Source organism: Sulfitobacter noctilucicola, assembly GCF_000622385.1.
Taxonomy (GTDB): Bacteria; Pseudomonadota; Alphaproteobacteria; order Rhodobacterales; family Rhodobacteraceae; genus Sulfitobacter; species Sulfitobacter noctilucicola.
Genome location: NZ_JASD01000008.1, coordinates 3,095,964 through 3,109,465, shown reverse-complemented (window position 1 = coordinate 3,109,465; position 13,502 = coordinate 3,095,964). Strand labels below are relative to the sequence as shown.

Here is a 13,502-nt window from a genome sequence, read left to right as displayed (position 1 = left end):
GGCGAGAGTAAGGCGTTAGCCTAACCGGCCGAGCGCCGGAAACGTCTCAAGCAACCAGAACGCCAGTGACGTGAAAGCACCTGTCACCATCATCAGCCCAACGAGGACCAGCAGACCACCCATCACACGTTCAATCGTTTTCATGTGGGGCTTGATGCGGTTCATCACGCCCATTGCCCGTGTAATGAACATCGCGGCCAAAAGAAACGGAATCCCCAACCCGGCGGCATAGATGCCCAGCAGCAGCGTGCCTTTTGTCACTGACGCTTCTGACGCGGCAAGTGACAGAATTGCACCCAACTGCGGACCGATGCAGGGCGTCCAGCCAAACGCAAAGGCCAGCCCCAGAACATAAGCGCCGAAACTGGAACCGCCCTTGTCGCCGGCATCAAGCCGCGCTTCCTGATCCAGAAACGGGATGCGAAAAACACCCAAAAAATGCAGACCGAAGATGACGATGACAACGCCTGAAATGCGCGCGAAAAGCACCTGATTTTGCAGGAAAAACGCGCCGAATGCTGACGCGGTGAAGCCCAGGATCAGGAAGACCGTGCTCAGCCCCATCACAAAGAACAATGCGGCGACTGTCGCCTTGCGCCGCGCCAAAGCTTCGTCCGCCATCTCGTTCAAGGACACGCCGCTCATGTACGCCAGATAGGGCGGTACAATGGGCAGCACGCAAGGACTTAAAAAGCTGATGATCCCTGCAACCAGTGCCACCAACATGGCAGGCAAAAGAGCAAGATCAATGACGCTGTTGTCTGCGATAAGTTCAATCATGACACACACCTAGACGTGATTTTCACCGGCGTCACGGGGTACATGGTCACAACCCTGTGGACGCGCTGTAACATCTGTCCTATTTGCGGCTTATGACCATTCATGATCTTGATGCCACGGGACTGCTGTGTCCCCTTCCCGTCCTGAAATTGCGCAAGCGGCTGACCGCTTTGGAAAATGGCGATGTCATGCGTCTGAGGGCGGATGACCCCGCAGCCATCGTTGATGTGCCTCATTTTTGCGCCGAAGCGGGTCACGCCCTGATCGAGACGTCGGACGAAGGTGCTGCACAGGTCTATCACGTTCGTAAAGGCGGCTGAGAAACGCAAAAGGCAGACCGCGAAGGGTCTGCCTGATGCTTGGTCTCAAATGGTGGCGGTACGGATTAGCGCCCCAGTGACCACCAGCCTTTTTTCTTCGGCTTCTTTTCTGCCGGTGCGGCAGGTGCCTCTGGCGCGGGTTCTGCCTTAACAGCGACCGGCTCCGCCGCAGCGGGCGCAGGCTCTGCTTCGGGGACAGGTGCACTTGCAACGGGTACCGGTTCAGCCTCTTTGGGAGCCTCCTCGGACTTCGGAGCAGCTTTCGCCTTCGTGGTTTTCTTGGCCGGTGCCTTCTTGGCAGGCTTTGGGGCCTCCCCTTCGACATCGTCCGCCTTCGGCTTGGGCTTCGCGCGGCTGCGCGTGGTTTTGGGCTTGGCGGCTTTCTCTTCCTTCGGGGTTTCCCCTTCCGTCACGGCTTCGCCGGTGTCCTTCGCCTCTTCCGTCTTCTTGGCCTTGCTAGAGCGCGAGCGGGTGCTCTCGGCCTTTGGTTTTTCCTCGGCTTGCTCTGCTGGCGCTTCAACCTCTGACGCTGTGGTAGTGTCAGCATCGGTCGCTGCTTCGGCCTCGGCCTTCGCCTTGGGTGTGCGTGAACGGCTGCGCGTCGTCGGCTTCTTCGCCTTCCCGGTGCTGCCCTCCTCGGCTTTCACATCCTCGGCCGGTGCGTCCTCGGATTTCTGGTCGGTGTCAGACTGCGCGTCAGAACCTTCCTGATTTTCCGTCTCGTCCGATCCGTTCTCACCGTTGGAGTTTTTGCCACGGCCGCCACGACTGCGACGACGGCGACGGCGGCGCTTGGGCTTACCCTCCCCATCGTGTTCGCCGTTGTGATCGTTCTTGGGACGGTTGTCCTGAGATTTTTCCTCGTCCGCTTCGGCGGCTTCAGCGGCATCTGCCGCTTCTGCATCCGCCTCGTCGATCTGATCCATCAAGGACGTATCAACCGACACGATGTGATCGCCCGCAACCGGCACGCGGCGCGTGGCTGTCTTGAACTTTTCCATTGTGAAATCAGGGCTGACCAGATGCGGATCCCCTTCGATACGCACGGACATGCCATAGCGTGTCTCGATCTGTGCGACATGCTCACGCTTCTGGTTCATCAGGAAGTTGGCGATGCCCACCGGTGCCTTGACCAGCACTTCGCGCGAACGGCGGCGAGTGCCTTCTTCTTCCATCTGGCGGATGATCGACAGCGCGAGGTTGTCGTCTGACCGGATAAGGCCCGTGCCGTGACACGCGTGACAAGGCTGTGTTGTCGCCTCGATCATGCCGGGGCGCAGGCGCTGGCGCGACATTTCCATCAAACCAAAGCCCGAGATACGGCCCACCTGAATACGCGCACGGTCGGTCTTGAGCTTGTCTTTCATCATCTTTTCGACGGCAGCGTTGTTACGACGCTCGTCCATATCGATGAAGTCGATGACAATCAGACCCGCAAGGTCGCGCAGACGCAACTGGCGCGCCACTTCGGCGGCGGCCTCGAGGTTGGTCTTGGTCGCGGTCTGTTCGATGCTGCCTTCCTTGGTGGCACGGCCCGAGTTCACGTCGATGGCCACCAGCGCTTCGGTCACGCCGATCACGATATAGCCCCCCGAGGGCAGCTGTACCGTGGGGTTGAACATGCCCGCCAGATAGCCTTCGACCTGATAGCGGGCGAACAGCGGCAGCGATTCCTCGTAGCGTTTCACGTTTTTGGCGTGGGACGGCATGATCATCTTCATGAAGTCCTTGGCGATGCGGTAGCCGCGCTCGCCTTCGACAAACACCTCGTCGATATCGCGGTTATAAAGATCACGGATCGACCGTTTAATCAGGTCGCCTTCTTCGTAAATCTTGTGTGGCGCGATGGATTTCAGCGTCAGTTCGCGGATCTGTTCCCACAGACGCTGGAGGTATTCATAGTCGCGCTTGATCTCCGCCCGCGTGCGTTTTGCACCGGCGGTGCGCACGATGAGACCCGCGCCACGGGGCACGGTGATCTCGTTGGCAATTTCCTTGAGCTTCTTGCGATCAGCGGCATTGGTAATCTTGCGGCTGATACCGCCGCCACGGGCGGTGTTCGGCATCAGGACGCAATAGCGACCGGCAAGAGACAGATATGTGGTCAGCGCAGCGCCTTTGTTGCCGCGCTCTTCCTTGACGACCTGCACCAGCAAGATCTGGCGGACCTTGATCACTTCCTGGATTTTATAGCGCTTTGGACGGGGCTTGCGCGCCGGGCGGATGTCGTCGCTGTCGTCTTCATCGGCTACAGATTCAATGCTGTCATCCTTGGACGTGGCATCAGCACCCTTGTCACCTTCGGCATTGTCATCATCGTTGTCGCCATCGCTGGATGATGCGTCACTATCTGATGCTTCGTCATCGCCATCACTGTCGTCTTCTTCACCGGACTGTGGTGTCTCCACAGGGGATTCCGGCACCCGCTCCATAGGAGAAGACGCCTCGTCTTCGCTCACCTCGACCTCGTCCTCGTCGGTCAGGTCAACAGTTTCCATCCCTTCGATTTCGCCAGTGGTCTTGGCATCCTCAGACGCGGCCTCTTCGGCTTTAGGCTTGGAACGGCTGCGCGAGCGTGACCGCTTCTTGGGCTTCGGCTCGTCATCATCTTTAGCGGCTTGCGCTTCGGCATAGGCACGCTCTTCTTCCAGCAGCGCCTGACGGTCAGCCACGGGGATCTGGTAATAATCGGGGTGAATCTCGGAAAACGCGAGGAAACCATGGCGGTTGCCACCATAGTCCACGAAAGCCGCCTGCAAGGACGGCTCAACGCGCGTCACCTTGGCGAGATAAATGTTACCAGCTAGCTGGCGTTTGTTTTCAGATTCAAAGTCGAATTCCTCAACCTTGTTTCCATCCACCACCACAACGCGGGTTTCTTCCGCGTGGGTAGCGTCGATAAGCATCTTCTTAGGCATGTTACTCTTGTGCACAGCGCATGCGCCAAACTGGCCCCCGGGGGAGCTTGAGACGTTGCGGTATGACTTGTCAGGGCGATAGAGGACGGCGCACGGAAAACGGGGCCTGATAAGGCCTGTCCGTTTCTGCTCAATGCGTCTGCGCGCGTCATCGCGGTTCTTCTCCGACACGGTGTGTGGGCCGCTGGCCCGCCGCATCCATTATATACTGATCCCTTTTCAGGCCTTGGCCGGTCGGGTGTCAGCGGTTCTCTGGCCATTTCTGGCCTAATCGGTCTGCGCATGTGCCCGCATCGGGGCAGTCATACACAGCGAATCTGTTAAACAAAGGGACCTGACGCCAAAGCGCGGCACCTCTTGCATTCCCTAGTTAAGGGGTTTGGCCCAGCAAACACAATGGGCAATCTTGCTGGCAGCGCGTGAATGGGGCGTTTGCCCCCGCTTTACTTGACAAAATTGACTGCATCCGGTTCATCTGAGCCTTACAAACATTATAACAACCTTAACGATGCGTCCGCCGCGTCTGATCAGTACCTAAAGGACTTTACATGCCTTCACCCCTGCGCGCCGCCCTCGTATTCAGTGTTTTGGGCGTCGCCGCCTGTGATGAACTGGCCGTGGCCAATGATCCTGTAGCGCTTGCTGAACTGCGCGGTCAGAAAAGCTGTATTTCTGCTGTGACGTCCCAGACCGGTGCGGAAAAGGTTGTCATCAACACCACCATCCCTGTGATCGAGACAAACCGCTTTATCGTAGATGTCCCCGGTGCCAAGCCATGGACCTGCGTTACGGATGACAAAGGTGTTGCGATCGAGATCGTCGAACGCCGCAACGGCTAATGAGCTTCGCAGGCACATGATTTAACCGTGCCTGCTGCGCTTGCTTTCGCTGAATTGCTCCGAATAGCTGTGAACCTCACAAGTAGTCGGAGCGCTGCAATCCGTATTTCGCCATTTTCTCGTTCAACGTCCGGCGCGGCAGGCACAGCTCGTCCATGACACTGGCAATCGACCCTTTGTGACGGCGCATTGTGTTGTCGATCAGCATCCGCTCGAACGCTTCAACGTATTCCTTCAAGGGCTTGCCTTCGGTGGTCATCACCGGCTGCATTTCCTCGTGATCGGACATCAACAACGATGCGATGGTGCCTGATCCACGGCGCGATTGCAGCACGGCGCGTTCAGCGACATTGATCAACTGGCGTACGTTGCCAGGCCACGGGGCCTGTAGCAATTGCGCTGCCTCCTGTGCGGAAACCTTGGGCGCGTCACAGCCATATTCATCGGCGAACTGGTCGCTCAATCGCGTGAACAGCGTCAGGATATCCTCGCCACGCTGACGGAGCGGCGGGACCGTGATCCGCAAAGCGGCCAGGCGGTAGAACAGATCTGACCGCAGTGCATCCTCCGATGTGCGTCCCGCTTCTTGCAGGTTAGAAATTGCGACAATCCGCGTCTCCGCAGGTGTTCCCTGCTCGTTAATCACACTGAGCAATCGCGCCTGTAGCGTTTCTGACAATGCTTCAACGTCTTCGAGCACCAGCGTGCCACCACGTGCTTCTTCAATGGCAGGCAGTTGCGCGTCTTCGGGTTGCATCGGGCCGAAAAGCCGCTTGCTCAGCGCCTCTTCTTCCAACGCCCCACAAGACACCAGCACAAATTTCTTACCCGCACGAGAGCCGACAGCATGCAGCGCGTGGGCTACCAAGGTCTTGCCTGTCCCGGTCTCACCATCAATCAGAACATGGCCATCCGCCTGCCCCAGATCGAGAATATCTTCGCGCAGGCGCTCCATCACCGGCGATTGCCCGATCAGCTTTTTCATCAACTGACCGCCGTCGCTCAACTCGCGGCGCAACGCACGGTTGTCCATAACCAGCCGCCGCGCGTTGGTGGCCTTCTTGGCAAGCTCGCTCATCCGGTCCGGGTTGAACGGTTTTTCCAGAAAATCAAACGCACCCACGCGCATCGCTTCCACCGCCATCGGAACATCGCCGTGACCGGTAATCATGATAACAGGCAGCGCACTGTCGTTACCCATTAGCTTCTTGAGAAACTGCATCCCGTCCATGCCCGGCATCTTGATGTCGGAAATGACGATGCCCGGGTAATCAGGCCCAAGGGTTTTCAGCGCATCCTCGGCAGAGCCGAAAGTCTCCGTGTCATAACCGGACAGGGCCAGCCACTGGCTGATCGACTGGCGCATGTCCTGTTCGTCATCCACAATCGCTATCTTCATCGCCTGAGCCATAAGGTCTACTCCGCCGCTTCCACTTTTGTCTTCTCGCCCATGATGGGCAGTTGCATCTCAAATACCGCGCCGCCGGCCTGACCGTTCCGCGCTGTGAGCCTGCCGCCCAGCTCGTTCACGATCCCCGAGGAGATGGCAAGCCCCAGCCCCACGCCATCACCGGGCTGCTTGGTCGTGTAGAACGGCTCAAACAGCGCGTCGAGATCTTCAATTCCTGGGCCATTGTCCCGCACCGTCAATGTCGCAGTCTCACCAGCAGACAGCATGATCTCTACCTGTGGGTTCCGCGTGGTCTTGGTCGCGTCCAGCGCATTGCGCAGAAGATTCACCATCACCTGTTCGATACGCATCCGGTCACCGAACACCGTGACCGGCTCATCCGGCAGGATCCGCGAAATCTGCACCTGTCGCTGGCGCAATTGTGGCTCCATCATCGACAGGCTTGACGCAAGGGCCGCCCCCATATCCACAGGGGAAAACGCCTCTTGTCCCTTGCGGGCATAGGATTTCAGCTGACGTGTGATCGCCCCCATCCGCTCTATCAGATCGTCGATGCGGCCAAAGGACGACAGCGCTTCTTCGGGCCTGTTACGGCGCAACAACAGACGTGCACCCGCCAGATAGGTTTTCATCGCCGCCAGCGGCTGGTTCAGCTCGTGGCTCACAGCCGCTGACATCTCGCCCAAGGCGGCCAGCTTGGAGGATTGCTCAAGCGTTTGTTCGGCCACAGCGAGCGTTTCCTGCACGCGTTTGCGCTCAGCGATTTCCCGCTGCAAGGCAACGTTCAATGCGCGAAGTTTGGCCGACTCCCGTTGGAAGATCGCAAGCCTGCCCGCCGTTCGACGGCTCAGGAAGTAGAACGTCAGAGCCAGAAGAATCGCAAACCCCATAACTTCCAGCGCCAGCACCGCATTCACGCGCTCTCGCACAGAGGCGTAGGTGGTATAGCTGACCATGCGCCAGCCGCGGAACGACACGCGATTTTCCAACCGCATCACCGCCTCACCCTGCAGGTATGCGTCCGGCGGCAGCGCGGTCCAGTCAGCCGTTGCTTTGATGGCCCGCTCGACCGCCGTCTGCGGCGATGTGGTGGTCAGTGCCTGTTCTTCGGTCAGACCGCGCCAGCGTGGCGACGTGCCAAGGATAATCTCACCAGCGCTATCAAGCACGATGACAGCGTCGGATATGCCAGCCCATGCACGCTCGAACTTTTGCAGATCAACCTCAACCGCGATGACGCCGAGCGTGTTGCCGCCCGCCTGTATCCGGCGTGAATACATAAACCGGTAACCGCCACCTTCCAGTTTGATGGTGTTGAAGATGGTGGCATTGGACCGGATGGCGTCGACGAAATAGGGTTCGGACCGGTGTTGCGATTGCAACCTGTTACGGTCGGTGGCCGCGACCGTGCGCCCGTCAATGTCATAAAGCATCAAAGACGCCGCACCGATTTCTTCCACGAAGGAGATCAGCCGCTGGGTAGACAGAGAATAGTCGGCGTTCTGCAAGGCTGTGATTAACGACGGATCACGCGCCAGAAGCTGTGGCACAATCGCATTCTGGCGCAATTCAGCCAGCAGGTTTCCGCTATACAAGGCAATCCGCAACTCAGCACGGTTGCGTGTACTTTCAGTAAAACGGTCGGTCAGCAGCTTGTTGGTCACGGAGATTACCAGCACAGCAAGTGCCATAATCAATCCGATTGCCACGCGCGCCCGCCAGGACACGTTGAGGCTCGGTTTACTATCCGCTGAGGTACTCATCCCGCCAGTCTACGCGGGCCTGAGGTGCCGCTCAAGTCACGCTGTCGCCAGCACCCCTGCCAATGCGCGAAAGAGCGCTTGTCCGTCGGTCCCGCCGTGCCCTGCATCAGCTGCCCGTTCGGGATGTGGCATCATACCCAACACCCTGCGGTTTTCCGAAAGGATACCGGCAATATCGGCGATCGCCCCGTTAGGGTTGTCGGTATAGCGGAAAGCAACGCGGTCCTCGCCCTGAAGACGTGCGACAGTTTCGGCATCAGCAAAATAGTTGCCATCATGGTGGGCAATTGGAATGTCGATCACATCGCCAGCGTTGTAGCCTTCGGTAAAAGCGCTGTTGGATGTTTCGACCCGCAAGCCAACGGTCTTGCAGATGTACTTCAAACCGGCGTTGCGCAGCAAAGCACCGGGCAGCAACCCTGTCTCGGTCAGGACTTGAAAGCCATTGCAGATGCCCATGACATAACCGCCACGATCGGCATGAGCCTTGACCGACGCCACAATCGGCGATTGCGCCGCAATAGCCCCACAGCGCAGGTAGTCGCCGTAGGAAAATCCGCCTGGAATACCTACGATGTCGACATTCTGAGACAGTTCGCTGTCCTTGTGCCAGACCATCTCGACCTGCGCGCCTGCGGCTTCAAAAGCGACGGCAAGATCGCGGTCACAGTTCGAGCCGGGAAAGACAACAACTGCTGCACGCATCAGACCATCTCCACCGAATAGGATTCGATCACTGTGTTCGCCAGCAGCTTCTCACACATGGAGGTGATATCAGCCTCGGATGTGCCATCCGCCAGATCCAGCTCGATCACCTTGCCCTGACGAACGCCGTTCACACCATCAAAGCCCAAGGCCCCCAAGGCATGACGAACTGCTTCACCCTGCGGATCCAGAACACCGTTTTTCAACATTACGTGCACGCGTGCTTTCATGATGCGTCCCCTGCTTCACTTGGCCAATAATCTTAAGTCCGACGCCTGCTTCAGTTGATCAGCGTCGGTTTGGTCACCGGCGTGGAGTTCTTGGGCATCACGCCCAACCGCCGCGCCACTTCTGTATAGGCATCCGTCAGCGATCCCAGATCGCGGCGGAACACATCCTTGTCCAGCTTCTGGCCAGTCTCGATATCCCACAGACGACAGCTGTCGGGGCTGATCTCGTCCGCCACGATCAGGCGCTGGAAATCGCCGTCAAACACGCGGCCGATCTCGATCTTGAAATCGACCAAACGGATGCCGACGGCCATCATGATACCGGACATGAAGTCATTGACACGCAGCGCAAGGCTGAGAATGTCTTCCATGTCCTGCTGGCTTGCCCAACCGAATGCCGCGATATGCTCTTCGGTCACAAGCGGATCCCCCAGAGAATCGTCCTTGTAGCAATATTCGACAATCGGGCGCGGCAACTGCGTACCTTCATCAATGCCGAGCCGCTTGGACATAGTGCCCGCAGCGTAGTTGCGCACGATCACTTCCAAAGGAATGATCTCGCACTGGCGCACCAGTTGTTCGCGCATGTTCAGCCGTTTTATGAAATGCGTCGGCACGCCGATCTGGTTCAGGCCGGACATAAAGTACTCAGACAGCATGTTGTTCAGAACACCCTTGCCTTCGATGACGTCCTTTTTCTGGGCGTTGAAGGCAGTGGCATCGTCCTTGAAATACTGGACAATCGTTCCCGGCTCGGGACCTTCATAAAGGACTTTCGCTTTGCCTTCGTAAATCTTTTTGCGCCGGGCCATGGGCGTCCTTTCAAATATCGGGTGCAAGGTCTGTCCCTGAACCTGTTGCCGCCCTCTTAATCTATGCCCCCCCGTGCTGCAAGCATCGCAAACATCTTGTTTTCCGGCCTGCTTGCATACATTTGTGTAAGAGATGCACCAGCAACCACAAGGAGCCGCCATGAGCAGTATGAAAGACCGCGAAAACGCATTCGAGAACAAATTCGCCCACGATGCAGAAATGCAGTTCAAAGCCGAAGCCCGCCGCAACAAGCTGTTGGGCCTCTGGGCTGCCGAGCTGATGGGCAAAACCGGTGATGCCGCGGCGGATTACGCCAAAGAGGTCATCAAGTCCGATTTCGAAGAAGCAGGCGACGAGGATGTCTATCGCAAGGTGTCCGGTGATCTGGGTGCCAAGGCTGACGAAGCGACGATCCGCGCGAAAATGGTCAGCCTGATGGCCGAAGCAAAAGCACAATTGATTTCAGAGCTGGATTGATCCGCTCATCAATAACACGACCAAAGCGCCTTTCACTCAAATGAAGGGCGCTTTTTCTATCCGGACCCCGGCGGCGTTAACTTTTCCACAAAGCCCCTTCTGATAGCCCCTAAACCGGCTGCAATCGGGGAAAAGACGTATGAGGCCGGAAATAAAGATCGCCCGAAAGCGCGTGAATGCACTGCGTGCCGCTTTGCCCTTTTTTGTTATGGGCTTTTGCATCTGGTTACTGATGCAGCGTGTCGATCTATCCGCGCTCACCAACCTTCCCGCCCTGCTGCGCGGGCTGACACCATCTATAATCTTAGGCGTATCTCTTCTCTGTGCGGCGAGCCTTTGGGCCGTTGCCCGTTACGACAGCGTCGCACACAGACACTTTGCAACCGGCGTCACGTGTAAATGCGCCAGACAGTCCGGTTTCGCGGCGATCGCTGTGGCGCAGACTGCGGGCTTTGGTGTGTTTACCGGCGCGGTGGTACGATGGCGCATGCTGCAAAAGCTATCATTTGCGCAAGCCCTCCGTCTTGCCGGATTTGTGACCCTGACATTCCTTCTGGCGCTCGTGTATCTTACATCGCTGGCTGCGGTCGTGTTACCGGCACCGGACTGGCTTTTCTGGCCTGCAATCGGCGTTACCTTTCTTCTGCCGCCGCTCTGGCTATGGCTCAGCTTCGATCCCTATTTGCGTCCCTTCAGCAGCCTAAGGTTTCTGCCCAGTCTCACTGCAAGCGCTGCCATACTGGGTTGGGCCACGCTGGACATACTGGCCGCGGCACTTGCGCTTTATCTTCTCTGCCCCACAAGCGACGTAGCCTTTGCAGCGTTCCTACCCGCTTTCATGCTGGCGCTCGGCACGGGCCTGGTATCTGGCGCACCAGGGGGGATAGGCGCATTTGAGCTGACACTATTGGCGCTCCTTCCCCAACTCCCTCCCGCAGAGATGATCACCGGCATCATGGCTTTCCGCCTGTTCTACTACGCAGGTCCGGCCATCATCGCAGTCGCGATGGTGCTCCGCTCACCGAGCAGCCCGCCAGACCAGCGGTACGCATTCGTGTCACCTGCAAGAAGACCCTATACAGGCGAATGTGCAGTGCTCTTGCAAAACGGCGGGCGACTGGCAGAGCATCCCGAAGGTTCCTTTGCCCTATGGCATACGCGGCAAACCGCAACTCTGATGTTCGACCCGGTTGAAGGGTCTGCCAAAGCAGCATTGGGAAGGCTCTGTGCCGATGCGAAGTCCCACGGCCTGATCCCTTTCCTCTACAAAGGATCCGCGCGCACGGCACTTGCGGCACGGCAAAAGGGCTGGTCGGTGATGCGGACTGCGCAGGAAGCGGTCGTGGATGTCGCCTCGTTCGACCTGAATTCCCCTGCCCGCCGAAGTCTGCGGCGAAAATTGCGCAAGGCGCAAACGGCTGGCGTCATCGTCGGGCGGGCAAGCCAGCTCCCCATCGCCGAGATGGCCCGCATTGATGCATTGTGGCAATCAGGACATGGCACAGCGCGCGGCGGCACCATGGGTCGCTTTTGTCCTGCTTATCTTTCCCGCCAAGAGGTCTTTGTCGCGTACCGTGCGGAGGAGCTGATTGCTTTTGCGAGTTTTCACTATGACGCGCGATCAATGACACTTGATCTGATGCGCCACCAAAGCAGTTTGCCCGATGGCACCATGCACGCGCTGATCGCGAAAGCGCTGGCATATGCGGATAAGCGCAACAAGATGCACGTCAGCCTGGCGGCTGTGCCTGACCTGCCCCATTGGATGTCACGCCTGCCGTTTGTGCGCGCCCGCGCGGAGGACCATGGATTGCGCCAGTTCAAGAACAGCTTCGCCACAGATCTCCGACCGCTCTATGCCGCCGCGCCAGGCCCCTTGTCGCTGGCGCTCGGCCTTGCCGATATCGCCTTCGAGGTTCATGCGCCCGCTGCCCTGAAACCCTACGGTCCGCCTCATGAACAAGATGAGCAATATGAGTTTGCCTTCAACACGCATCCGTGACAGGCCTCGCGCAGAAACAGGATCGGGCGTTCCCATGACCAATGCATTCAGCGACCTCTTGGCCGAAAAAGGCTTTCTTCTGGCAGACGGTGCCACAGGTACCAATCTGTTCAACATGGGCCTTATGGCTGGTGATCCGCCTGAATTGTGGAACACAGATAAGCCAAAGAACATCATCGCGCTCTATAAAGGTGCGGTGGATGCGGGAAGTGATCTGTTCCTGACCAACAGTTTTGGAGCCAACGCATCCCGCCTCAAGCTGCACAACGCTGAAAAGCGGGCGCATGAGTTGAGCCGCGTTGCAGCTGAACTGGGCCGCGAAGTGGCCGACACCGCAGGCCGCAAAGTTATCGTTGCAGGCTCTGTCGGCCCGACCGGAGAGATTATGGAACCCGTCGGCACGCTGAGCCATTCATCCGCTGTCGAAATGTTCCACGAGACCGCAGATGGTCTGAAAGCAGGCGGTGCGGATATCGGCTGGCTGGAGACGATCAGCGCCGCTGAGGAATACAAGGCCGCCGCCGAAGGCTTTGCGCTGGCGGGCCTGCCATGGTGTGGCACGATGAGCTTTGACACCGCTGGCCGTACGATGATGGGAGTGACATCTGAAGGCATGGTCGATCTGGTCGAAGGGCTCGACAATGCGCCCATCGCATACGGCGCCAACTGCGGCACAGGTGCAGCCGATCTGCTGCGCACGGTTTTGGGGTTTGCCGGCAAAGGCAGCACCCGCCCCATTATTTCGAAAGGCAACGCGGGTATTCCCAAGTATGTCGAAGGCCACATCCACTATGACGGCACGCCTGAATTGATGGCTCAATACGCGGTACTTGCCCGCAACTGTGGTGCATCTGTCATCGGCGGCTGTTGCGGCACGATGCCTGTTCACTTGCAGGCCATGCGTGAAGCACTGGACACAACCGTCAAAGGCGCTGCGCCAGAGCTCGACGAGATCAAAGCGGCGTTGGGTGATTTTTCGTCTGCCAGCGATGGCACCGATGGCGAAGGCCCCGTGCGGGCACCGCGCCGTGGTCGCCGTAGAGGCTGAACCAAGACAACCGCTATGACTGCCTTCAGTTATCAGGGCGGCTGATCCGGCAGGTCAAGGTAGCGAGCAGGTTTTGCTTGCCAACGGCCTGCCTCCTCGTCCATGAAGCATGCAGGGTCGGCGATGGCGTCGCCAGCATGCAAATGCAAACCCTTATTCACCTTCCTGAACGCCGGGACTTTTCTTTGCCGCTTGC

General features: G+C 58.2%; 12 protein-coding genes. 5 read left to right on the top strand and 7 right to left on the bottom strand.

Features of this window, described 5'->3' with window-relative positions:
- Window positions 1-15: 15 nt before the first annotated feature.
- The gene (locus tag Z946_RS0118875; RefSeq protein ID WP_037969305.1) at window positions 16-780 is read right to left on the bottom strand and encodes a cytochrome c biogenesis CcdA family protein; all 765 of its coding nucleotides are present in this window, start codon (window positions 778-780) and stop codon (window positions 16-18) included.
- 92 nt (window positions 781-872) lie between these two features.
- Here Z946_RS0118875 and Z946_RS0118870 point away from each other — a divergent pair, with 92 nt between their 5' ends.
- Window positions 873-1,100, top strand: coding sequence for a sulfurtransferase TusA family protein (locus Z946_RS0118870; protein ID WP_025057271.1), 228 nt, complete (start codon window positions 873-875; stop codon window positions 1,098-1,100).
- A gap of 65 nt (window positions 1,101-1,165) precedes the next feature.
- On the opposite strand, the gene Z946_RS0118865 is transcribed toward Z946_RS0118870, so the two are convergent.
- Window positions 1,166-4,018 (bottom strand): Rne/Rng family ribonuclease, encoded by a 2,853-nt coding sequence (locus Z946_RS0118865; RefSeq protein ID WP_025057270.1) that lies wholly within the window; start codon window positions 4,016-4,018, stop codon window positions 1,166-1,168.
- 548 nt (window positions 4,019-4,566) lie between these two features.
- Here Z946_RS0118865 and Z946_RS0118855 point away from each other — a divergent pair.
- Window positions 4,567-4,857: a hypothetical protein gene (locus Z946_RS0118855; protein WP_025057269.1), complete on the top strand. Its 291-nt coding sequence runs from the start codon at window positions 4,567-4,569 to the stop codon at window positions 4,855-4,857.
- Between the two features lie 76 nt (window positions 4,858-4,933).
- Here the strand turns inward: Z946_RS0118855 and Z946_RS0118850 are convergent, their stop codons facing one another.
- From Z946_RS0118850 to purC, 5 genes are read right to left on the bottom strand one after another with little or no spacing between them, the layout of a single operon-like run.
- Entirely contained in the window at window positions 4,934-6,268 is a 1,335-nt protein-coding gene (locus tag Z946_RS0118850; protein ID WP_025057268.1) for a sigma-54-dependent transcriptional regulator, read from the bottom strand.
- Window positions 6,269-6,273: 5 nt separating this feature from the next.
- Window positions 6,274-8,031: a sensor histidine kinase gene (locus tag Z946_RS0118845; RefSeq protein WP_025057267.1), complete on the bottom strand. Its 1,758-nt coding sequence runs from the start codon at window positions 8,029-8,031 to the stop codon at window positions 6,274-6,276.
- Window positions 8,032-8,067: 36 nt separating this feature from the next.
- Window positions 8,068-8,736: a phosphoribosylformylglycinamidine synthase subunit PurQ gene (purQ, locus tag Z946_RS0118840; protein WP_025057266.1), complete on the bottom strand. Its 669-nt coding sequence runs from the start codon at window positions 8,734-8,736 to the stop codon at window positions 8,068-8,070.
- A complete protein-coding gene (gene purS, locus Z946_RS0118835) occupies window positions 8,736-8,966 on the bottom strand; it encodes a phosphoribosylformylglycinamidine synthase subunit PurS (RefSeq protein ID WP_025057265.1) in 231 nt (76 codons plus the stop codon). The genes purQ and purS overlap by 1 nt, the downstream gene beginning before the upstream one ends.
- Before the next feature lie 50 nt (window positions 8,967-9,016).
- Entirely contained in the window at window positions 9,017-9,778 is a 762-nt protein-coding gene (gene purC, locus Z946_RS0118830) for a phosphoribosylaminoimidazolesuccinocarboxamide synthase (protein WP_025057264.1), read from the bottom strand.
- Between the two features lie 160 nt (window positions 9,779-9,938).
- Here purC and Z946_RS0118825 point away from each other — a divergent pair, with 160 nt between their 5' ends.
- The 3 genes from Z946_RS0118825 (at window position 9,939) to bmt (ending at window position 13,306) form a co-directional block, all read left to right on the top strand.
- A complete protein-coding gene (locus Z946_RS0118825; RefSeq protein WP_025057263.1) occupies window positions 9,939-10,256 on the top strand; it encodes a DUF1476 domain-containing protein in 318 nt (105 codons plus the stop codon).
- A gap of 139 nt (window positions 10,257-10,395) precedes the next feature.
- Window positions 10,396-12,258: a phosphatidylglycerol lysyltransferase domain-containing protein gene (locus Z946_RS0118820; protein ID WP_025057262.1), complete on the top strand. Its 1,863-nt coding sequence runs from the start codon at window positions 10,396-10,398 to the stop codon at window positions 12,256-12,258.
- Window positions 12,259-12,292: 34 nt separating this feature from the next.
- Window positions 12,293-13,306, top strand: a complete 1,014-nt coding sequence (gene bmt / locus Z946_RS0118815) for a betaine--homocysteine S-methyltransferase (RefSeq protein WP_025057261.1) — start codon at window positions 12,293-12,295, stop codon at window positions 13,304-13,306.
- Window positions 13,307-13,502 lie beyond the last annotated feature (196 nt).

Coding starts and splice junctions, on each gene's coding strand:
- Z946_RS0118875 (WP_037969305.1), bottom strand. CDS start 780: ATGATTGAACTTATCGCAGACAACAGCGTCATTGATCTTGCTCTTTTG.
- Z946_RS0118870 (WP_025057271.1), top strand. CDS start 873: ATGACCATTCATGATCTTGATGCCACGGGACTGCTGTGTCCCCTTCCC.
- Z946_RS0118865 (WP_025057270.1), bottom strand. CDS start 4,018: ATGCCTAAGAAGATGCTTATCGACGCTACCCACGCGGAAGAAACCCGC.
- Z946_RS0118855 (WP_025057269.1), top strand. CDS start 4,567: ATGCCTTCACCCCTGCGCGCCGCCCTCGTATTCAGTGTTTTGGGCGTC.
- Z946_RS0118850 (WP_025057268.1), bottom strand. CDS start 6,268: ATGGCTCAGGCGATGAAGATAGCGATTGTGGATGACGAACAGGACATG.
- Z946_RS0118845 (WP_025057267.1), bottom strand. CDS start 8,031: ATGAGTACCTCAGCGGATAGTAAACCGAGCCTCAACGTGTCCTGGCGG.
- purQ (WP_025057266.1), bottom strand. CDS start 8,736: ATGCGTGCAGCAGTTGTTGTCTTTCCCGGCTCGAACTGTGACCGCGAT.
- purS (WP_025057265.1), bottom strand. CDS start 8,966: ATGAAAGCACGCGTGCACGTAATGTTGAAAAACGGTGTTCTGGATCCG.
- purC (WP_025057264.1), bottom strand. CDS start 9,778: ATGGCCCGGCGCAAAAAGATTTACGAAGGCAAAGCGAAAGTCCTTTAT.
- Z946_RS0118825 (WP_025057263.1), top strand. CDS start 9,939: ATGAGCAGTATGAAAGACCGCGAAAACGCATTCGAGAACAAATTCGCC.
- Z946_RS0118820 (WP_025057262.1), top strand. CDS start 10,396: ATGAGGCCGGAAATAAAGATCGCCCGAAAGCGCGTGAATGCACTGCGT.
- bmt (WP_025057261.1), top strand. CDS start 12,293: ATGACCAATGCATTCAGCGACCTCTTGGCCGAAAAAGGCTTTCTTCTG.